Origin of the sequence: Streptomyces sp. AV19 (genome assembly GCF_015999245.1) — a bacterium.
Lineage (GTDB): Bacteria > Actinomycetota > Actinomycetes > Streptomycetales > Streptomycetaceae > Streptomyces.
This window is the reverse complement of record NZ_JAEAMR010000004.1, coordinates 155,078-175,235: the sequence shown is the minus strand read 5'-3', so window position 1 is coordinate 175,235 and position 20,158 is coordinate 155,078. Positions and strand designations below refer to the sequence as shown.

The following is a 20,158-nucleotide window of genomic DNA, read 5'->3' as shown; positions in this document are numbered from 1 at the left end:
CAGCCTCCCCTAGTTCTGTACTGCTCGGTACGCAACAGCGAGAAGGTATCATATCGATCGGTACAGAAGTGGGAACGGGGTCACGGAGGCAGGGCATGACGACCGGACGACCGCGCGAGTTCGACCTCGACGAACGACTGGACCGCGCCGTCGCCGTCTTCTGGCGACAGGGCTACGAGGGGACGGCGCTCTCCGACCTCACCGCGGCGATGGGCATCAACCGCCCGAGCCTGTACGCCGCGTACGGCAACAAGGAGTCCCTCTACCGCAAGGCCCTCGACCGCTACGCGGACCGCGCGGACCATGTGCGCGAGGCGTTCGAGCAGCCCACTGCGCGCGCCTGCGCCGAGACCCTGCTGCGCGGGACGGTCGCCGCGGCCACGGGCGGGGACGCCCCCGGGTGCCTGATGGTGCAGGGCGCACTGGCCACCGGCGAGCAGGCCGGCGCCGTCCGCGACGAGACGGCCGCCCGGCGGCACGCCGCCGAGGCCGCGCTCTGCCGCCGCTTCGAACAGGCCCGGCGGGACGGCGACTTGGCGCCGGACGCCGACGTGCGCGGGCTGGCCCAGTTCGTCGGCCTCGTCTGGTACGGCGTGGCCGTGCAGGCGGCGGGCGGGGCGACGCCGGAGGAGCTGCACCGGGCGGTCGACATCGCGATGAGCGCCTTCCCCTCGCCCCGAGGCACCTTCCCCGCGCCCTGAGCGCCTCGCTACGCTCCGGGGCGGAGGTGCCTGCCGTATGCCACCGCTCCTCTCCCGCCGCACCCGCCACCGCCTGGCCGCCGACGCGGCGCTGATCGTCGCGGCCGCCGCGTTCGCGCTCCCGCTGGTGTGGCTGGTGCTGGCCTCCGTGGACGGCGGGGCCGGGCTGCGCGTACGGGCCCCGTCGCCGGCGACGACGGAGAACTTCTCCGCCGTCCTGACCGACGAGATCACCTTCACGCCGATGCTCAACAGCCTGGTGCTGTGCGGCGGGGCGGCCGCGCTGACCGTGGCCTGCGCGGCCCTCGCGGCGTACCCGCTGTCCCGCTTCCGCTCCCGTCTCGTCCGCCCCTACCTGCTGACCGTCCTGTTCACCACGTGCCTCCCGATCACGGCGATCATGGTGCCGGTCTACGGGCTGTTCGTCCGGGTCAACCTCATCGACACCATGGGCGGCACGATCCTCTTCCTGGCCGCCGCCCAACTCCCCTTCGCCATCTGGCTGATGAAGACCTTCATGGACGGCGTGCCCCGATCGCTGGAGGAGGCCGCCTGGACGGACGGCGCAGGCCGGCTGCGCACACTGACGTGGGTGGTGCTACCGCTGATGGGCCCGGGGGTGGGGGTGGTGGCGGTCTACTGCTTCGCGCTGATGTGGGGAAACTTCTTCGTCCCGTTCCTGCTCCTGCTCTCCCCGGACCAGCTGCCGGCGTCGGTCACGGTCTTCACGTTCTTCGGGAGCTACGGACAGGTGGCCTACGGCCAGCTGGCGGCGTTCTCGATCCTGTACTCGACGCCGGTGGTGCTGCTGTACGCGGTGGTGGCGCGGAGGATCGGCGGGGGCTTCGCGCTGGGTGGGGCGGTGAAGGGGTAGCCCTGCGGGGCGGGTGAGTTGGTTTTGCCCCTGCCCCGCCCTTTCGCCGTTTCTTCCGGGGCTCCGCCCCTCGGGCGATGTCCTCAAACGCCGGACGGGCTGAATGCGCGCCCGGGCGCGGGAATCAGCCGTCCGGCGTTTGAGGACGAACGCGGCGAAGCCGCGTTGCCCCGCGCGGAGCGCGGCGAGAAACGGTGAAAGTGGGGGTGCCCCCTCTGGGGGCGGGGCAGGGGCAAACCAAACCGCCCCCCGCGAGCCCGCACCCACCCACACACGCCCCGCGCTGCCCACGTACATCTCAAGGACTACGCCCCACCCCTCCCCCACCCCAAAGTGCGACCCCACATTCCGGTCCTCCGGCCGACGCCCACCCCACCCCCGCCCCCCGAGGATGGGAGGAGCTCACCGTCCCCCCTCCCCCGAGGAGCCCCCGTGTCCCCAACGGCCCCCCTGACCACCCCCCGCGCCGGCACCGTCGTCGCCCGCGCCACCGGCCTGAGCAAGGTCTACGGCCACGGGGAGACCCGGGTGACCGCGCTGGACTCGGTCTCCGTCGAGTTCCGCCGGGGCGAGTTCACGGCGATCATGGGCCCGTCCGGCTCCGGCAAGTCGACGCTCATGCACTGCATGGCCGGCCTGGACACCGTCTCCTCCGGCTCCACCGTCATCGGCGACACCGAGCTCGCCTCGCTCGGCGACCGGCAGCTGACCCGGCTGCGCCGGGACAAGGTGGGCTTCGTCTTCCAGGCGTTCAACCTCCTGCCGACGCTCACGGCGCTGGAGAACATCACCCTGCCGATGGACATCGCGGGCCGGAAGCCCGACCCCGAGTGGCTCGGGCAGATCGTGACGACCCTGGGCCTGTCCGGCCGCCTCGGCCACCGGCCGAACCAGCTCTCCGGCGGCCAGCAGCAGCGCGTGGCCGTGGCCCGCGCGCTCACCGCCAAGCCGGAGATCATCTTCGCGGACGAGCCCACGGGCAACCTCGACTCCCGCTCGGGCGCCGAACTCCTGGGCTTCCTCGCGGAGTCGGTACGGGCCCTGGAGCAGACGGTCGTCATGGTGACGCACGACCCGGTGGCCGCCTCGTACGCGGACCGCGTGCTCTTCCTGGCGGACGGCAGCATCGTGGACGAGCTCCACCGCCCGACGGCGGAGGCGGTCCTGGACCGCATGAAGGCCTTCGAGGCCAAGGGCCGCACGAACTGACCGAGCCCGCCGGACGACGAACGCGGCCGAGCCGCGTCGCCCCCGGGCGGGGCCGGGGAACAAAACCCCAACACCCCACCCGCACCAGGACACCCGACCCCCAGGACACCCACCCGTGCTGCGCACAGCCCTCCGCAACCTCCTCGCCCACAAGGCCCGCCTCCTGATGACCGCCCTCGCGGTCCTCCTCGGCACCGCCTTCGTCTCCGGCACCCTCGTCTTCAGCGACTCCGTCGGCTCCGCCTTCCGCAACAAGACCGCGAAGAGCCTCGACGACGTCGCCGTCTCCGTCACGGAAGGCGGTCCGGGCGGTCCGGGCGGCTCGGGCGGTCCGGGCAACGCAAGCGGCGCCCTCACCACCAGGACCGTCGACAAGATCCGCGCCATCCCCGGCGTGACCCACGTCCGCCCGTCCGTCCACGGCACCACCACCGTCGCCGACAAGGACGGCAACCCCGCCGGCCGCGAATGGGGCAGCGAGGGCGCCAACTACGTCCCGGACAAGGACAACGGCGGCAAGGACCGCCGCTATCCCCTGCGCAGCGGCCGCGGTCCGGCCGCCGGCGACGAGGTCGCCCTCGACGCCCGCACCGCCGACAAGGCCGGCGTGAAGCTCGGCGGCACCGTCCGCCTGGCCATCGACGGCCCGGTGATCACCAAGAAGCTGGTCGGCATCGTCGGCACCGACGACCCCCGCGTCGAGTCCGGCGGCAGCCTCGCCCTCTTCGACACCCCGACCGCCCAGAAACTCCTCGGCAAGAAGGGCGAGTTCACCGAGCTCGTCGTCTCCGCCACGCCGGGCACCGACCAGGACGCCCTGGCCGCCAAGGTCCGCTCCGCCCTCCCGAAGGGCTTCGGCGCGCAGAGCGGCAAGGCCCTCGCCGCCGAGCAGTCGAAGATCATCGACAAGGAGACCAAGTCGATCCGGAACACCTTCCTCGTGTTCGCCGGGATCGCCCTCTTCGTCGGCGTCTTCATCATCGCCAACACCTTCACCATGCTCATCGCCCAGCGCACCCGCGAGATCGCGCTGCTGCGCGCGGTGGGCGCCTCGCGCCGCCAGGTCGTGCGCTCGGTGCTGATCGAGGCCGGCCTGCTGGGCCTCGTCGCGTCCGCCGTCGGCTTCGTCCTCGGCCTCGGCATCGCCGTCGGCCTGCGCTCCGTCCTCGACTCGACCGGCGCGAGCCTGCCGGAGGGCCCGCTGGTCATCGAGCCGACGGCCGCTCTCTCCGCCCTCGCCGTCGGCGTCCTCGTGACCGTCCTCGCCGCCTGGCTGCCCTCCCGCAAGGCCGCGCGGATCGCCCCGGTCGAGGCACTGTCCGCCGTGGACCAGCCCGCGACCCCCCGCAGCCTGGTGCTGCGCAACTCCCTCGGCGGCGCGATCACCGCCCTCGGCGTGGCGATCATGCTCTACGTCACGACGTTCCGCGACTCCGGCGGTCTGACCGCGGCCATGGCGGGCTCGGCGATCACCCTCACCGGCGTGATCGTCCTGGCCCCGCTGCTCTCCCGGCCGTTCGTCGCCCTCTTCGGCAAGGTCACGGACCGGCTGACCGGCGTGAGCGGCATGCTCGCCCGCCGGAACGCGCTCCGCAACCCGCGCCGCACCGCCGCCACCGCCTCGGCGCTGATGATCGGCCTCACCCTCATCACCGGTTTCACCGTGGTCGCGATCTCCGCCGACCGGGGCGTGGACCGGATGGGCAGCCAGGACCTGACCGCCGACTACAAGGTCACCTCGTCGGGCTTCGGCGGCCTGTCCCCCGACGTCGCGCGCACCCTCGCCGAGCAGCCTGGCGTCGACGCCGCCGTCCCGCTCCGCATGACCGGCTTCCAGTCGGACAACACCCCGGCCGGCCTGCGGGCCACGGACGTCGCGTCGATCGGCAAGGTCACGGACCTCAAGGTGCGCGAGGGCTCGCTCGCCGCGGTGCGCGGCAAGTCCGTCGCCGTCTCCGACGAGTACGCGAAGCAGCGCTCGCTGCGCATCGGTTCGTCCCTGCCCATGGAGTTCTACGACGGGAAGAAGGGCACCGCCCGCGTCGTCGCCGTCTACGCCAAGAACGACGTGCTGAGCGACGTCATGGGCACGCCGTCCTTCGTCAACCCGCACCTGGACAAGGTGCTCGACCAGGAAGTCCTGGTGAAGGCCGCCCCCGGCAAGGCCGGCGAGCTGCCCGACACCATCCGCAAGTCGCTCGGCGCCAACCCGCTGATCAAGGTGCAGAGCCAGGACGACCTGCGGCGCGAGAGCGCGGGCAACATCGACGACGTCCTCTTCCTGATGTACGGCCTGCTGGGCATGGCCGTGGTGATCGCGGTGATCGGCGTCGTCAACACCCTGGCCATGTCGGTCTTCGAGCGGACCCGCGAGATCGGCATGCTCCGCGCGATCGGCCTGGCCCGCTCCGGGGTGAAGCAGATGGTGCGCCTGGAGTCCGTGATGATCGCGATGTTCGGCGCGGTGCTGGGCGTCGGCCTCGGCATCTTCCTCGCCTGGTCGGGCGGTCACATCCTGCGGTCGTCGTTCCCGACGTACGAGATGATCGTGCCGTGGGGCCGGATCGGGATCTTCCTCCTGCTGGCCCTCGCGGTGGGCGTGCTGGCGGCCGTGTGGCCGGCCCGCAGGGCGGCGAAGCTGAACATGCTGGAGTCGATCGGCGCGCAGTGAGAACGGGCTGAATGGGGTGTGCGGCACGCGGATTTCCGCGTGCCGCACACCCCATTTGCCCGCGCACACCGCCGGATACCCTTTCGTAAACGGCCACAACCCGCATCCAGGAGCCACGCTTTGCACCCCGCCGTACGCCAACTCACCGCCCTCGTCCCGCCTCCGCAGCCACCCGCCCCGCGCGACTGGGCCGACATCGAGAAGCGACTCGGCAGCCGACTCCCCGACGACTACAAGGAACTCGTCGACGTCTACGGAGGCGGAATCCTGGACGAGGAAATCCGGCTCCTGGAACCCGATTGCGCCGACCCCGACTACGACCTGATCGGCATGGCCCGTGAACGCGCCGAAATACTGGGCGACTTGTGGGCGGGCGGCGAGCCGAAGCCCCCCGAGCTCCTGACCTGCCCGGACGGCGCCGTCGACGTCCTTCCGTTCGCCTACATGGAAGGCAGCGGCGCGTACCTCTACTGGATCGCCCGCCCCGGCATCGATCCGGACGACTGGACAGTCATCTTCAACGAGGGCCGAGGCCCGCTCTGGGAGCATGACGACGCTTCGGCGGCCGAGTTCCTGCTGGGCATCCTCACCGGCGGGATCACCTCGTTCTACTTTTCCGGCTTCCCTGCCGAGCAACACCGTTTCGAGCCCAACGCCGAGATATGGAGCCGCCGGGCGGACTGACCACGGGTCCTTCACACCCAGCACACACCCGTTTGCGAAGAGTAAGGAGGGGAACACATTCGGGAAAGGCCGGCTCGTGCGCGAACCCGGCCGCCTGTTCCGACCCGTTAAACCTGTTCCGACCCGTTAAAAAGGGTGGCCGGGATGAGCACACACCAGCCACACGACGACGCGGACCGGGAACCCGGGATGCGCCGGCGGAATCTGCTGGCCCTGGCAGCGCTGACGCCCGCGGCCGCGAGACTGGGAGTCGTCGACTCCCGCGCCGATTCCTCTCACCCGGCACCGGGCCGTCCCGCCACCCCGGTTCCTTCGACCACGAAGACCTGGGCCGGGGTCGCCGCCGTCCTCGGCCGCCCCGGCAACATGATCCGCGGCCTCTATTACCACACGGCCTTCCCCCGCTGGGATCTCCACGTCGTCTCCCACGGAATCACTGTCGCCACCGCCCTCGCGCTCGGCTCCCACGCCTCGTTCGTCCGCTACGACGACGGAAGCACCCTGGTCATGGGCGACTTGATCATCACCGAGTGCCTGCTGCAGAAGCTCACCGACGCGTTGCACCGGCACGGATTCCTGCAGACCGCCATCCACAAGCACCTGCTGGCCCACGCCCCGCCGCTCTGGTGGACCCACGTCCACACCCACGGCCGCGACCCCGCCGACCTGGCCCGGCGCCTGCGCAGCGTCGTGGAGGAGACGGGTACCCCGCCCCCTCCCCCGCCGACCGGCCCGTGCCCGATCGACCTGGACACCGCGGGGATCGACGCCGCACTGGGCGTCCCGGGAACCACCGCCAACGGCGTCCATGTCTGCACGTTCATCCGCCGCGAAACCATCGTGGACGAGGACCACGCCCTGCCTCCCGGCCTGGGGGCGACCACCGCCTTCACCTTCCAGCCGCTGGGCGACGGCCGCGCCGCGCTCAGCGGCGACTTCGCCATGACCGGCAAGGAGGTGCAGGACGTCATCGTCGCCCTGCGCCGCGGCTCGATCGACCTGGTCGAACTGCACAACCACGGCCTCATGGACGAACCGCGCCTCTTCTTCCTCCACCTCTGGGCGGTCGGCGACGCCGTCGCCCTGGCACGAGCCCTCCGGCCCGCGATCGCGGCCACGAACGTGGCGCCCGCGCCCGGCTCATAGACATCGTCACATTTGGGCTGGTCGGCAGCCTGGGCTTGTGCTGATCGTGGAACGCCGGGTGCCGGACGAGTCGTACGACCTCTCCCGGCATGTGGCGCCTTGCCCTCCCACACGCCCACAGGGGGCCGGCGGCTGTGATCACCATGAAGGTCGGCCCAGTCCTGGCGTTCGGGGGTTTTCCCCATCGGAGGCGGGATTGCAGCTGCGTAGGATCGCAGTGACCGATCACCGATCCGACTCGCTCCACATGGGGGGACCTTCATGCGACGCCGGCAGACACGCGTCCTTGCAGCAGTGGCCTTGGCTGCTCTGACAGTCAGCGGGCTCTCCGCGTGCTCGGCCCTCGACCAGAAGACCTTCGAGGACGACGCCAAGGTGCCCCAGAAAGTCACCTCGATCCGTCTCGACAGCAGGAACGGCGGGGTGAGGGTGGACGCTTCGGCGAACATCTCCACGATCTCCGTGCACCGCAAGGTCAACTACCGCGGTGACAGGCCGAGTGGCACGTCGTTCAGCGTCGAGAACGGCGTCCTGGTGCTCTCCGGCTGCGGCAAGAACTGCGGTATCGACTACGTCGTCAAGGCGCCGGCCGGTCTTGCGGTGGCGGGAGACACGTCCAACGGCAGCCTCACACTGACCGATGTCGGCACGGTCGACGTGCACGTAAGCAATGGCGAGATCGCGGTGAACAGCGCGACGGGCCCGGTAAAGCTGCGCACGTCCAACGGTGACGTCGATGTCAAAAACGTCAAGGGTGGCGACATCGACACGCAGACGTCGAACGGCGAGGTGACGATCCAGGCGGCCACCCCGCAGAACATCAAGGCCCGCACGACCAACGGCAGCCTCACGGTTACGGCGCCGCCTGCCAAGTACCAGATCTCGGCGAACACCTCCCACGGCGACAAGAAGGTGGCATTCGAGAACGACCCGTCGAGCAAGTACCGCTTGGATCTGTCGACAACGAACGGTGACTTGACTGTGGAGTCGGCAGGCTAGGACTCATCTCATTTGGTCAATCTGCGTGTAGCAGATAAGGCTGCAGGCCATGATGGTGAAGGCCGGAAAGTGCTCGGCCTTGCACTCGTAGCGGCAGTGCAGGCGGCGGCAGCCGACGAGCCAGGGCATGATGCGTCCGATCGTCCGACGGCGCCTTGCCGAGCCGTGCGGAGGAGACGGGGTCAGGGGCAGGCACTCCGATGCTGGACGGGACTACACCGAGTACGGGTGAACTTCAGCTGCCTCCCGTCCTCTCCGCCCGCAACGACTGTTGCGGCGACGCACTGTCGTCGACTTCCCCCGTCGTGGCATCGACGTACGCGCGCCCGGTCTGATCCTTGATCCGGTACGGGATCAACCACTGCGCGCGCCATTCGCCCTGCCGCTTGATCGCCAGCAGCTCTCCCCGCCCGGTCTTCACAGCGCCCGCCGGCTGATGCTGAGCCCTGCGCACGATGTCCACCGCATCTGATTCCTTGATCAATACGCGAGGGAGGCGCACCGGGTCATCGACGTGACGTGCGAGGATCTGGGAAATCCTCCCGGCCCTGTTCACCTGTACGTCCAGTCTCATCGGCATGAGAACACCATTGACGCGCCGGCGCCAACTGGCTATCCACCCCAACTCGGCCTTCTCGCCCACCGGGTAGACCTCGACTCCGGACTTCGCGACTCCCCACGGGAAGGTCTTCCTGGCGAACGTCTCGGCGACCACCAGAGCTTCGCCCTTGTCTCTGGGCCTTACAGATACCCCGGGGACAGGGAAACTTGCGTCGCTGGGCGTGCTGGAGTGCTCGAGTTCTACACTGAGTTGCTCACGGTCCGGCCAGCTGAGTTCCGCCGATCCTTTTTCGAGGGCGATGAGCAGGCGGTCACCACCGCCATAAGTTCCGGGCATGACCTGCACGTTGGCGACGCCGTACCGATCCCCGAATGTCTGACGGATGACTTCTTCGGCGGCCCGCTTTTCCTTGCTTCCCGCAACCTGGATGCTCGTGGCCTCCATGACCAGAGGAGTGATCCCGAAGTACCAGGCCATGCCCGCGGCCAACAGCGCAACCGCACTCCCGGTCGAGGTGGCTCGGACCCCTGCGGAGAGTGGCTCGATGGTGCGCCGCACAAGCAGGATCAGCGTCCAGGCCACAACAACCCCCGCCACGACCCCCATGGAGTTCATCTCGAGGTCGCTGCTGTCACAGTCCCTGCCGATTCCTGGAACCAGCGCCTGGAGAAGCTCCGTGGCAGCGGAAAGAAGCACGCCGCCCACGAGCACAGGGACAACTGCCCTGGCGGCCAGCACCCCGAACAACCCGATCGGCACGAACAGGGCGGCGTTCAGTACCCCTTGCTCCGTTGCGAACGGTTCCGCGAGATCCTTGTTGATCACACATTGACCGCTCGCGCCTCCGCCCCCGGTGAACAGCAAGGTCAGTGACACTTCAGCGGCAACGGCGCCCCCGAAAGCCGCCCAGGACCAAGCCCTGCCACCGGCCCTGCGGGCAACAACAAAGCACACCACGAAGGAAACCATCGAAAAAATCGATGCACCGACAATGAAATCCCTCTGCCCATCGAATATCGCAGAAAGCATTGATCCGCATCCACTTTGATGGAGTAAACAATGACACCCCCGCCATCCCGGATGAGGGATGGCGGGGGAAGACGAGACTCAGCAACTGGCCATCGGAGTCTGGAACATCCCCTGGCCGTCCACCTTGAGCAGCCCGATCGTGGGCTCGCACAGGAACGCGAAATCGTAGTTGCGGTCCTCCTCCATCCGGGACTGACCGGCGGAGTAGTCGTGCCATCCTCCCCAACGCTCATTACCTCTGTGGGAATAGCCGAGCTTCGCCGTTATCCGGCCGCCTCCCCGCTTTTCGTAGCTCGAGTGGATCGCTATGAAGTTCCCGTCGTCCATCTTGTTGTGGAAGACGGCGCCGTTGCTCAGAGAAGTACACACATAGTTGGGCCCCAGACGCCCGTCCCTGGGGCACCCCGCCTGGACAATGGTCGCACTGTCGGCGTGGGCTGCGGTGGTTGCCCCGAGGGCCGCTGCGGTGAGCGTGGAGACCGCAAGGAGTCGTGCAACCTTCGTCGAGAAGGTCCGCATGGGTTGCTCCTCGTGTGGTTGTTGTTGCAACACCTTCCGTTGCGAAGCGCAGGGGGAGTGAAAGTACTTGACTTGAGTGCGGATCGGTGCTCCCTGCACGAGTGCCGAGCTTGTTCAATCACAGCTCCACACAAGGGGGAAACCTAAGGCCTTGCGTCACCAAATCTCCAGCATCAATTGGCGAGTTGGCTCGTTCTGACCCCTGATATACCCGCCCCGGCAGCAAGCGCATCCGTCGAAGCATCACCGCTCCGACCGGAACATCACTCCCGCCCCGCCCGGATATCACCGCTCCACGGCACGACGGAAGATCGTGTTCCTCTGCCAGAACAAGCCAACCCGTTCATCTGCGCTGGAGGATTGCGCTGGACAAGGCCTAGATTTCCCCCTCGTGCGGAGCGATGACCGAAACATGCTTCGCCCCTGCACTTCGCAACAGCAGACGTTGCGAAATCAACCACACGAGGAGCAATCCATGCGGACCTTCTCGACGAAGGTTGCACGCCTCCTTGCGGTCTCCACGCTCACCGCGGCGGCCCTCGGAGCAACCACCGCAGCCCACGCCGAGCACAGCGCAAAGCCCGGGCCCCACACGACTGCCGCCACAAAGCCCCACACCACACTTCGCACGAGCTGCCCCAGAGACGGGCACCTTGACTACAACGCTGTGTGCACAACTCTGAGCAACGGCGCCCTGTTTCACGACAAGGGCGGCTACGGCACCGCAGCCGTGATCCACTCGCGTTACGAAAAGCGAAGCGGCAGCCGGGTCACCGCGAAGCTCGGCTACTCGTACAAGGGAAGCGAGCGCTGGGGAGGATGGCACGACTACTCCGCCGGCCAGTCCCGAGAGGAAACCGACACGAGGTATGACGACTTCAACCTTTGTGCGCCCACGATCGGGCTCCTCAAGGTGGACGGTCAGGGGACATTCCAAACTCCGGCAACAGCCCCCACGTCAAGCTGCTGAGAATGCCGCGCTTCTGAGCGGCACCGGGCGTCCGTCCGGGGCGTCTTCCCCGGCAGCCTGACGCTCCGGTCCCGGCGGGTGTCCGCCTTTGGGCAGGCACCCGCCTCTTCGCGAATTGAGTGTCCTGTGCCACTGAACCTTGACCGCTTGCCACTGAAGAGTGACCGACGCGAGATCATGTGCGCTGAGCCACGCCAGGCGCGACATCGCCACGCAGAACTCGGACGTGGCCCGACCAGAGGCTTGGGATCGCGGGCAGCTTGAAGAACGTCAGACGCAGAGCGTATGTCTCCGACTACTATTGGATCATGGCTACCGACTTGATCGAAGACCGCAGTGACGACTCCTACGTCCTCGAAATCGATGACATCACCCTGACGCCCTCCTTCCCCGAACCGGGGAAGGACCTGCGGTGGGAGATGACCGGCCGGCTCAAGGAGCAGATCGATCTGACCCAGGTGCAGTGCCAGATCCAGGTGAAGCTGGGACTCGTGACGCTGCTGCGGAAAACGGCCACGCTGCCCGAGGTGCTGAAGATGCTGGGGGCGGAGCTGGAGGGGGACACCCAAGCGCCCTCCGGGGAGTGGACGCAGACCTGGACCTTCGCGATTCCCCGGGAGCTTCCGAAGGGGGACTTCCGGATCTACGTCCAGTCGTACACCGGGGACGGGGAGGAGAAGGACTTCATGGACCTCAACCTGCACATCGACTTCCGCCGGTAGCCCGTACGCCCGCCGGCCCAGTCCCGAATACCGCCCGCCACACGCCACGTGTGGCGGGCGCGTCAAGATCGCACCCGGAGACCGGCACCCCGCAGTCCACCTGCCGCCCGCTGACCGATGCGGTCAATCTTCGGTGACACGAACTCGTGTCGGTCAATCTTCAGTGGCAAGCGGTCAAGGTTCAGCGGCACAGGACATTGAGCGGCCACGTCTCCCGAAACCGGTGAGCCCCCCGCTCGGCGAGCACTCAGCGAGTGAGATCGAAAACAGGAACTCCCCGACCCTTGTACGCCTTGGGATCGACCGTCGCGACCAGCGCGCCCGCTCCCCACTCGGGCAGGTGCCGAGCGGCATGCATCGCAGCCGCGATGCCCAGCGGCACTCCGTCACGGTGCAGCCGTGCCACCTCCAGAGCCGCCGGATAGTCCAGATCCACGGTGTGGACGACCTCCAGCTGCCCGACGTGCTCAGCGATCCCCAGGTGCTCCCGGTCGGCCTCCACGACCGACAGCACCGGAGCCCACAGGCGAGTCTCGGTCTCGAAGTGGGCCCGGTGAACCAACGCGGACACCTGCCGGTTCCCTGCAAACGCCACCAGCGTCGGGGTGTCGAGGACGAGATGATGCAAGATCATGCGGCAGCGTCCTCCTGCCGAGCGAAGGCCTCGCGCAGCCTCGCACCCATCGCCGCGCTCTCCTCATCCGTCACCTCGACACCGAAGTGCTCGGCTAGGTAGGCGCGGGTCCGTTCCGCCCGCTCACGGCGCTCCTCCTCGGTCAGCGTCGATTCCGCGAACTCCTGCACCAGCGTACGGATCGACGTACCCCGGGATTCCGCGATCACTGCCAGACGGTCCCGCACCTCGGCGGGAACCCGAATCATCGCATCAGACATACGTCGAGTATACGTCAACGTATACAATTCTGCGAGGAGCGTGAGACGGGCCCGACCAGGCACTCCAGTGGCTGCGGCGACACCCGAGCCGGTCGCATGCCGGAGTCGGCCTTCGGCGACTCCTATGATGAGGCACCGCTGACTGCCCAATGGGGCCCTGCGCGCCGAGGACAACGAGGCGCCACCCACCCGGCCACCCCCGGGGCCGTACGGCACAACTGAAGCCATCGGACGCCGAGTTCATCACCGAACCCTCCTCCCGCCGCACCCACCGCAGTAGCCTCGACTCGCCGCGCTCCGGGACGGAAGAGGTGGGCCGTATGACGCGTGACGCACGTCAACCTTCGCTGAACGAGGACCCGTTCACTCTCGGCGTCGCCTCGGGCGACGCCCTCCCCGACGGGGTCGTCCTCTGGACGAGACTCGCCCCCCGGCCCTTCGAGCCGGGCAGCGGGCTGCCGCCGGGCGGATGCCTGACCGTCCAGTGGGAGCTCGCCCACGACGAACGCTTCCGGGACGTCGCGCGGCGCGGGGAGTTCCTGGCCCACGCGGACGACGACTACAGCGTCCACGTGGACGTCACCGGCCTCGCCCCCGCCCGGACCTACTGGTACCGCTTCCGCACCGGCCCCTGGATCAGTCCCACCGGACGCACCCGCACCACCCCGGCCCCCACCGCCTCGCCCGCGCGGGCCCGCGTCGGCCTGGCCTCCTGCCAGCAGTACGACGAGGGCTACTACACCGCCCTCGCCCACCTCGCCGAGGAGGACCTCGACGCCGTCCTCTTCCTCGGGGACTACATCTACGAGAACGAGATCAACGCCCAGGCCGGAGCCCGCGGTTACACCGGCGACCGGCAGCTCCCGGAAGTGTTCGACCACTGGCTGACCACGCTCGACCAGTACCGGCTGCGCTACGCCCTCGGCAAGTCCGACCCCGACCTGCAGGCCGCCCACGCCGCCCACCCCTGGTACGTCACCTGGGACGACCACGAGGTGGAGAACAACTACGCGGCGGCCGTCTCGCAGAACAACCTCCCCACCGACGAGTTCCTCCTGCGGCGCGCGGCCGCGTACCGCGCCTACTGGGAGAACATGCCGCTGCGCGCCGGCCGCCGCCCCTCCGGCCCCGACCTGCCGTTCTACCGGCGCTTCCAGCACGGCGGGCTCGCACAGTTCGACATCCTCGACACCCGGCAGTACCGCTCCGACCAGGCGTACGGCGACGGCTGGAAGTACCCCGGGCCCGAGTCCGAGGACCCGGCCCGCACCATCACCGGCGCCGAGCAGGAGAGCTGGCTCCTCGACGGCTTCCGCCGGTCGGACGCCACGTGGAACGTCCTCGTCCAGCAGGTCGCCTTCTGCCGGCGCAAGGCCAACACGGGGCGCTCGCGCGTCTCCATGGACGCCTGGGACGGGTACCCGGCCTCGCGGCAGCGCGTCCTGCACGGTGCCCGGGACGCCGGGATCGCCAACCTGGTCGTCCTCTCCGGCGACGTCCACGTCCACTACGCGATGGACATCAAGGAGGACTTCGACGACCCGGCGTCCCGGACGCTCGGCGTCGAGATCGTCGGCACGTCGGTCTCCAGCGGCTTCGACGGCGTCGAAAAACCCGACGACTGGGAGAACGCGCTCGCCGTCAACCCCCACATGAAGTACTACGAGGAACGCCGTGGTTACGTCGTCGTCACCTTGACGCCCGAGCAGGTACGGGCGGACTTCCGCACGATCCCGTACGCGACGCGGCCGGGCGCGCCCGTCGCGACGGATGCCGTCTTCGTGTCGGCGGCGGGCGCCCCCGGCTTCACGCGGGTGCCGGGGTAAGAGCGCGCGGCCCCGCCCGGAGCGCGTGGACGAACGCGCCCCAGGCGGGGTCGGGTACGAGGAACGCGGGGCCGTTCCGCCGCTTGGAATCGCGTATGCCGACCAGCCCCGGACCGGCCGGCATGCGCACGGCCTCGACACAGTTCTGGCCTGCGTTGCTGTAAGAGGACCAGGACCAGGCCGCCCCATCGAGCCGACCCGCCCGGACGTCGCCAACGAACGAGGTCCAGGCGAGCCTGGGTATCAGAAACGCAGGACCGTTGCGGCGCTTGGCATCGCGGACGCCGATCCGTTCCGGGAGCGCCGCGACAGAGACGCAGGCACCACCGTTGTTCTGGCCGCTGTAGGAGGACTTGAACCAGACGGCCTCGTCGGCTATTTCGAGAGCTGTCAGTTGAGTGTTAATGATCGTCGACCTCTCTGGCCAGTCGCTGCAAAAACCCGGGCGTCGCGGCCGGAGCCAGAGCACCATCGCGCATCGCTTCGAACTTCCGCCCGTACCTGCGAACTTCACGGACCTTGTCGGTCACCGTCAGGACGTAGGTCTCTTCTTCCATGACCACGGGATCGAGGTCGCAGTCGAAGTCCAGCAGGACGAAGTTCGCATCGTCCCGGAATGTGTCGTGGGACAGCGGAATGATCTGCACGGTCACATGGTCGAGCCCCGCCATCCGCTCGATCTCCGCGTACTGCTCACGCATGACGCCCGGTCCACCGACCACGCGGCGCAGCGCGGCCTCGTCCAGGATCACTCGTAGTTCGACGGGGTCCTCGCCGGTGAGGATGCTCTTCCGGGCCATTCGGAGCGCCACCGATTCCTCGACGAACTCACTTGTCCTCTCCTCCACATGCTTCGCGGACATGAACAGGGCATGGGCATAAGCCTCCGTCTGCAGCAGGCCGAAGACCACCCGGGAGTGCCAGGCCCGCATCGTGCACGCCTCGGCCTCCAGCCCCACGTACATCGGCGTGCCCGAGGGCATCACGTTCCGGTACGGCCGGTACCAGTCCTTGCTGAGCGAGTCACGGTGGAGCATCAGCATGTTCTCGCGGTCGACGTGATCGGTGACCTTGTACAGGTCGAGCAGGTCCGTCATGTCCCGTACGCGCGGCAGCTGGTTGTGACCGGTCTCGACCCGGTTGAGCTTCGTCTCGGAGCTCTCGATGTGCGCGGCGGCGTCCCGCAGGGTGATCCCGTACTTCTCCCGCAGCCGCCTCAGTTCCTTGCCGAGTTCCCGCCTGCGGAACGTCGGACCGCGTCGTGCTGCCACTCTTGAGCCCTCCTGGTGCTGTTCCCCATCGGCGTGCCTCTGTACCCCGTCGGTGCATGCCTGTTGGTTCCCGACAACGCCCTGTTGCCTTTCAGGGCGACCATGTTGGCAGTTTTCCAGCGCCTATGACCCTGCTACAGATCGATGCCGGGTATCCGGCATATGTCAATCTGAATGGCCTCGGCTATTGCGGTTGCCAGGGGCGTAGCCGCTGCGGGAGCGTTGTTCGGCCACGACGACGGACTCCCCGTCGCCATGAAGGAGCCCCCCATGCCCGTCTTCCCCTGCACCGGCAACACCGGCGGCGGGATCACCCCCGCCCCCGCGCGGAGCGCACCCCCGTTCCCCGCCATCGACACCGTGATCCGCGAAGCCACCGCCGCCCACCGGCAGTTTCCGACGCTCGACCGGGTCCACGTGCTCACCGACCGGCTCCGCGTCTACATCGAAGCGGCGGCGGCCGAGCTGGAGAACTCCGCCGGCGTACGCCCGGACGTCCTCGCCGCCACGCGGGAGGCCCGGCACCGTCTCGGGCTCGGGCCCGGCTACAGCGGTGGCTACGGGTCGGCGATCACCTTCGCCCGGAGCCTCGGCCGGGCCGCCGAGGAACTCCTCCACTTCCAGCGGACGTTGACGAAGGAGAACAGCTGATGCGCAGCACCGTGGGCCGTCTCATGCCGCACTGCCGGCACCTCTCCGGCTGGGACGAAATCGGCGGCGAGCAACGCTGCCGGACGTGCGGGACCCGCCGCTTCACGGACTACGGCGCTCTGCGCCCGCGGGAGTTGCCGTCCGCCGTCACGCCGTCCCCCGAGGACCTCGCCCGCGCCGACCGCGCCGCCGCGATCGTCGTCTCGCGCACCGTGCGGCACCTCAGCCGCTGGGGGTTCGGTGCGGCGGCCTTCTGGCGGGCGGCCTGACATCGGTCAGCGCGACTTGTTGTCCGCGACCCAGTCCTCGTTGTCCTGCCACGCGTAGAGCGTGCTGCCGTCCGTCACGGCATAGTAGAGCCCGCAACGGGCCCTGGCGGACGCGTCGTTGGGGAACCACGACGCCGACAGCGCCGGCCGCTTCGACGCGCCGCCGGAGAGCGGCTCGCAGCCCGACGGGAGCTTGCCGTCGGCCAGCGTGGCCCGGAGCAGACGCTCACCGCCCGTCGTCTTCATCGCGTAACGGACGTCCGCCGCCTCGTCCGGCAGCCAGCGCGGCACCGAGGCGCGGTCGGCCTTGGCCTCGGCGCCCGTCGCGTAGCGGGACGACTGGTCGTGACGGCTCTCGTACCAGTCCTTGGCGGCCGGGACGGCGGCCGCGGCGGTGGCGACGACGGCGGCCGCCGCGACGGCGCCGATGACTATCTTGGTCTTCATGGGAGGGGCTTTCCGGGAGGGGCGAGAGGAACGGCCAATTCCAGTATTCGGGCCCTCGCGCCGTCCCGGGTCACTCCGAGGCATGGTCTTGCCGTCAGACTCCGGAGTGACCTCCTCCCAGGGGCAACCGTCGTCGTCACACCTCCGGAGGAGTCCCGCATGCCCGTGGAACCGGCCATCGCCGCCCAGATCGCGCAGATCGGCGCCCTGCCGCCGTTGCGCCTCGACGACTTCGCGCGCGTCGAGGAGCTGCGGAAACAGAGCTGGGCCCGGGTCCCGGCCGTCGAGCCGATCGAGGTCGGCGCCGTGGAGGACGGCGTACTGCCCGGCCCGGCCGGGGAGATCCCCGTACGCGTCTACCGGCCGGGCGGGACGAGCGGTCCCGTCCCGACGGTGGTGTTCTTCCACGGCGGCGGCTGGGTGGCCGGGGACCTGGACTCGCACGACCAGATCACGCGCCGCCTGTGCCGCGACGTGCGGGCCGTCGTCGTCGCCGTCCACTACCGGCGGGCGCCGGAGCACCCGTACCCGGCGCCGCTCGACGACTGCCTGGCCGCCGCCCGTCATGTGGCCGGTCACCCCGGCGCGTACGGGGGCGGCCGGCTGGCCGTCGCGGGCGACAGCGCGGGCGCGAATCTGGCCGCCGTGACCGCCCTCGTCTTCCGCGACGAACAGCGGCCGCTGGACGCCCAGTTGCTGGCCTACCCTCCGACGGACGGCGTCGGCGACCACCCGTCCCGCACCGGGAACGGCGAGGGCTATCTCCTCACCACGGACGCGATGAGCGAGCTCGAACGGGCCTACACGGGCGGCGATCCCGGCACCCTGCGCTCCTGGCGGATCTCCCCGCTCCGCGCGCCGGACTTCACCGGCGTCGCCCCGGCCGTCGTCGGCACCGCGCAGTACGACCCGCTGCGGGACGAGGGCCGCGCGTACGCGAAGGCCCTGGCCGACGCCGGGGCGGACGTCTTCCACCGCACGTACGACGGCCTTGTCCACGGCTTCCTCAGCCTGTTCGACCACTCGGCGGCGTCGGACGCCGCGACGGCGGAGCTGTTCGCGGAGCTGGCGGCGCGGCTGGCCTGAGCGGCCTGCCGACAGCGTGCGGTCATCCGCCGGCCCTCGGCCACAGGTCTTCCGTCCTGTGCAGGCGCAAGATGATCGTTACTGATCACCGAGGGCCGGCTTTCTCCAGCAAGGCTTATCGTGGGACTTCTGATACCCATCCCCCTTCCTGATCCAGCAGGAGCGCCACGTGCCTGAGGACCCCATCGCGCAGAGCGCGCTCGCCGCTCTCACCCGCCGCTTCGAAGAAGCGCAGGAGAGAACGGATCGCGAGTTCGGGATCGTCAAGTCGGATCTCACCGCCCTGCGGCTCCAGGTCGGCAACCTTGATCAGAAGGTGGCCTACCTGGGTGAGGAGCTCAAGAGACTGGCCCCTGTGCCCGAAGAGCTCCAGGGGCTGAGCGAGAAGATCGATCACAATCAACAGCAGACGGAGCGCAACCAGGCGCAGATCATCGAGCTTCTCACCAACCTCGTCGGCCGGAACCCCGACACCAACTGATCAACTCCCCGAAATCCCGTAAAGATCAGCCCGGGCCCCTGCCAAATGGCAGCGGACCCGGGCTGATCCATGATCGGCCTGAGGTCAGAAGACCGACTCCGCCTCGTCCATCCGGTCCTCCGGCACCCGCTTCAGCTCGGTGATCGCGTCCGCGAGCGGGACCATCTCGATGTCGGTGCCGCGCAGCGCGGTCATCTTGCCGAACTCGCCGCGGTGCGCGGCCTCGACGGCGTGCCAGCCGAAGCGCGTGGCGAGGACGCGGTCGTACGCGGTGGGCGTGCCGCCGCGCTGGACGTGGCCGAGGATGACCGGGCGGGCCTCCTTGCCGAGGCGGCGCTCCAGCTCGGTGGCGAGCTTGGTGCCGATGCCGGCGAAGCGCTCGTGGCCGAACTGGTCTATGGCGCCCTTGGCGTAGTCCATGGTGCCGTCGGCCGGGTGCGCGCCCTCGGCGACGCAGATGACGGCGAACTTCTTGCCGCGGGCGAAGCGCTCCTCCACCATCTTGACCAGGTCGGCCGGGTCGAAGGCGCGCTCGGGCAGGCAGATGCCGTGGGCGCCGCCGGCCATGCCGGACTCCAGGGCGATCCAGCCGGCGTGGCGGCCCATGACCTCGACGACCATGACGCGCTGGTGCGACTCGGCGGTGGTCTTGAGGCGGTCGATGGCCTCGGTGGCGACGCCGACGGCGGTGTCGAAGCCGAAGGTGCGGTCCGTGGAGGAGATGTCGTTGTCGATCGTCTTGGGAACGCCGACGACGGGCAGGCCCGCGTCGGAGAGCATCCGCGCGGCGGTCAGGGTGCCCTCGCCGCCGATCGGGATGAGGACGTCGATGCCGTGCTCGCGGGAGAAGTCCTTGGCGTTCTCGCACGCCTCGCGCAGCCGGGCGCGCTCCAGGCGGGCCGAGCCGAGGATGGTGCCGCCGCGGGCCAGGATGCCGCTGACCGCGTCGAGGTCGAGCTTGCGGAAGCGGCCGTCGAGCAGGCCCTTGAAGCCGTCCTCGAAGCCGATGACCTCGTCACCGTGTTCCGCGATGGCACGGTGCACCACTGAGCGGATGACGGCGTTCAGGCCGGGGCAGTCGCCGCCCGCGGTGAGGACTCCGATGCGCATCGTGCTGTGTCTCCTGCTCGCTACTGGTACCTGTGAG

Annotated in this window: 22 protein-coding genes; 14 read left to right on the top strand and 8 right to left on the bottom strand. The window is 69.0% G+C overall.

The features are described from left to right. The first annotated feature begins 95 nt into the window (after positions 1-95). The 7 genes from I5Q34_RS05565 to I5Q34_RS05535 all read left to right on the top strand — a co-directional run bounded on the left by I5Q34_RS05565 (position 96) and on the right by I5Q34_RS05535 (position 8,284). A complete protein-coding gene (locus tag I5Q34_RS05565; protein WP_199891022.1) occupies positions 96-701 on the top strand; it encodes a TetR/AcrR family transcriptional regulator in 606 nt (201 codons plus the stop codon). A 37-nt stretch (positions 702-738) separates the two neighbouring features. Next, entirely contained in the window at positions 739-1,575 is an 837-nt protein-coding gene (locus I5Q34_RS05560) for a carbohydrate ABC transporter permease (protein ID WP_199891021.1), read from the top strand. A gap of 432 nt (positions 1,576-2,007) precedes the next feature. Beyond that, positions 2,008-2,784: an ABC transporter ATP-binding protein gene (locus I5Q34_RS05555; RefSeq protein ID WP_374192982.1), complete on the top strand. Its 777-nt coding sequence runs from the start codon at positions 2,008-2,010 to the stop codon at positions 2,782-2,784. Positions 2,785-2,899: 115 nt separating this feature from the next. Then, positions 2,900-5,455 carry an ABC transporter permease gene (locus tag I5Q34_RS05550; RefSeq protein ID WP_199891020.1) on the top strand — a complete coding sequence of 852 codons (2,556 nt, stop codon included), beginning with the start codon at positions 2,900-2,902 and terminating at the stop codon, positions 5,453-5,455. Positions 5,456-5,575: 120 nt separating this feature from the next. Next, positions 5,576-6,139 carry an SMI1/KNR4 family protein gene (locus tag I5Q34_RS05545; protein ID WP_199891019.1) on the top strand — a complete coding sequence of 188 codons (564 nt, stop codon included), beginning with the start codon at positions 5,576-5,578 and terminating at the stop codon, positions 6,137-6,139. Between the two features lie 144 nt (positions 6,140-6,283). Further along, positions 6,284-7,285 (top strand): DUF1259 domain-containing protein, encoded by a 1,002-nt coding sequence (locus tag I5Q34_RS05540; protein WP_199891018.1) that lies wholly within the window; start codon positions 6,284-6,286, stop codon positions 7,283-7,285. A gap of 300 nt (positions 7,286-7,585) precedes the next feature. After that, entirely contained in the window at positions 7,586-8,284 is a 699-nt protein-coding gene (locus I5Q34_RS05535) for a DUF4097 family beta strand repeat-containing protein (protein ID WP_199891017.1), read from the top strand. Positions 8,285-8,519: 235 nt separating this feature from the next. Here I5Q34_RS05535 and I5Q34_RS05530 read toward each other — a convergent pair whose 3' ends face one another. Continuing rightward, positions 8,520-9,875, bottom strand: coding sequence for a VanZ family protein (locus tag I5Q34_RS05530; RefSeq protein ID WP_199891016.1), 1,356 nt, complete (start codon positions 9,873-9,875; stop codon positions 8,520-8,522). Between the two features lie 78 nt (positions 9,876-9,953). Further along, positions 9,954-10,394, bottom strand: coding sequence for a hypothetical protein (locus tag I5Q34_RS05525; RefSeq protein ID WP_234428446.1), 441 nt, complete (start codon positions 10,392-10,394; stop codon positions 9,954-9,956). 475 nt (positions 10,395-10,869) lie between these two features. On the opposite strand from I5Q34_RS05525, the gene I5Q34_RS05520 reads away from it, so the two are divergent. Both I5Q34_RS05520 and I5Q34_RS05515 read left to right on the top strand, forming a co-directional pair. Then, positions 10,870-11,364 carry a hypothetical protein gene (locus I5Q34_RS05520; protein WP_199891015.1) on the top strand — a complete coding sequence of 165 codons (495 nt, stop codon included), beginning with the start codon at positions 10,870-10,872 and terminating at the stop codon, positions 11,362-11,364. Positions 11,365-11,672: 308 nt separating this feature from the next. Next, complete coding sequence (locus I5Q34_RS05515) at positions 11,673-12,086, top strand: ML domain-containing protein (RefSeq protein WP_199891014.1); 414 nt, start codon at positions 11,673-11,675, stop codon at positions 12,084-12,086. Positions 12,087-12,333: 247 nt separating this feature from the next. On the opposite strand, the gene I5Q34_RS05510 is transcribed toward I5Q34_RS05515, so the two are convergent. Both I5Q34_RS05510 and I5Q34_RS05505 read right to left on the bottom strand, forming a co-directional pair. Then, the gene (locus I5Q34_RS05510; RefSeq protein WP_199891013.1) at positions 12,334-12,720 is read right to left on the bottom strand and encodes a hypothetical protein; all 387 of its coding nucleotides are present in this window, start codon (positions 12,718-12,720) and stop codon (positions 12,334-12,336) included. Then, entirely contained in the window at positions 12,717-12,980 is a 264-nt protein-coding gene (locus tag I5Q34_RS05505) for a hypothetical protein (protein ID WP_199891012.1), read from the bottom strand. Before I5Q34_RS05505 ends, I5Q34_RS05510 begins: the two co-directional genes overlap by 4 nt. Before the next feature lie 149 nt (positions 12,981-13,129). On the opposite strand from I5Q34_RS05505, the gene I5Q34_RS05500 reads away from it, so the two are divergent. Next, positions 13,130-14,806 (top strand): alkaline phosphatase, encoded by a 1,677-nt coding sequence (locus I5Q34_RS05500; RefSeq protein ID WP_374192981.1) that lies wholly within the window; start codon positions 13,130-13,132, stop codon positions 14,804-14,806. Here the strand turns inward: I5Q34_RS05500 and I5Q34_RS35725 are convergent. Continuing rightward, entirely contained in the window at positions 14,787-15,278 is a 492-nt protein-coding gene (locus tag I5Q34_RS35725) for a DUF397 domain-containing protein (protein WP_199891010.1), read from the bottom strand. The two genes, I5Q34_RS05500 and I5Q34_RS35725, sit on opposite strands and share 20 nt — an antisense overlap. Continuing rightward, positions 15,208-16,077, bottom strand: coding sequence for a helix-turn-helix transcriptional regulator (locus I5Q34_RS05490; RefSeq protein WP_199891009.1), 870 nt, complete (start codon positions 16,075-16,077; stop codon positions 15,208-15,210). The genes I5Q34_RS35725 and I5Q34_RS05490 overlap by 71 nt, the downstream gene beginning before the upstream one ends. A gap of 270 nt (positions 16,078-16,347) precedes the next feature. Here I5Q34_RS05490 and I5Q34_RS05485 point away from each other — a divergent pair, with 270 nt between their 5' ends. Continuing rightward, complete coding sequence (locus I5Q34_RS05485; RefSeq protein ID WP_199891008.1) at positions 16,348-16,728, top strand: DUF6415 family natural product biosynthesis protein; 381 nt, start codon at positions 16,348-16,350, stop codon at positions 16,726-16,728. Further along, a complete protein-coding gene (locus I5Q34_RS05480; RefSeq protein ID WP_199891007.1) occupies positions 16,728-16,997 on the top strand; it encodes a DUF6255 family natural product biosynthesis protein in 270 nt (89 codons plus the stop codon). Before I5Q34_RS05485 ends, I5Q34_RS05480 begins: the two co-directional genes overlap by 1 nt. A 6-nt stretch (positions 16,998-17,003) precedes the next feature. On the opposite strand, the gene I5Q34_RS05475 is transcribed toward I5Q34_RS05480, so the two are convergent. Next, a complete protein-coding gene (locus I5Q34_RS05475; protein WP_199891006.1) occupies positions 17,004-17,444 on the bottom strand; it encodes a hypothetical protein in 441 nt (146 codons plus the stop codon). A 159-nt stretch (positions 17,445-17,603) separates the two neighbouring features. Between I5Q34_RS05475 and I5Q34_RS05470 the strand changes: the two genes are divergently transcribed. Both I5Q34_RS05470 and I5Q34_RS05465 read left to right on the top strand, forming a co-directional pair. Beyond that, positions 17,604-18,530, top strand: a complete 927-nt coding sequence (locus I5Q34_RS05470) for an alpha/beta hydrolase (RefSeq protein ID WP_199891005.1) — start codon at positions 17,604-17,606, stop codon at positions 18,528-18,530. A 169-nt stretch (positions 18,531-18,699) separates the two neighbouring features. Beyond that, on the top strand, positions 18,700-19,011 hold the full coding sequence (locus tag I5Q34_RS05465; RefSeq protein ID WP_199891004.1) for a hypothetical protein: 312 nt from the start codon (positions 18,700-18,702) through the stop codon (positions 19,009-19,011). A gap of 84 nt (positions 19,012-19,095) precedes the next feature. Here I5Q34_RS05465 and I5Q34_RS05460 read toward each other — a convergent pair whose 3' ends face one another. Next, positions 19,096-20,121 carry an ATP-dependent 6-phosphofructokinase gene (locus I5Q34_RS05460; protein ID WP_199891003.1) on the bottom strand — a complete coding sequence of 342 codons (1,026 nt, stop codon included), beginning with the start codon at positions 20,119-20,121 and terminating at the stop codon, positions 19,096-19,098. Between the last annotated feature and the right edge of the window lie 37 nt (positions 20,122-20,158).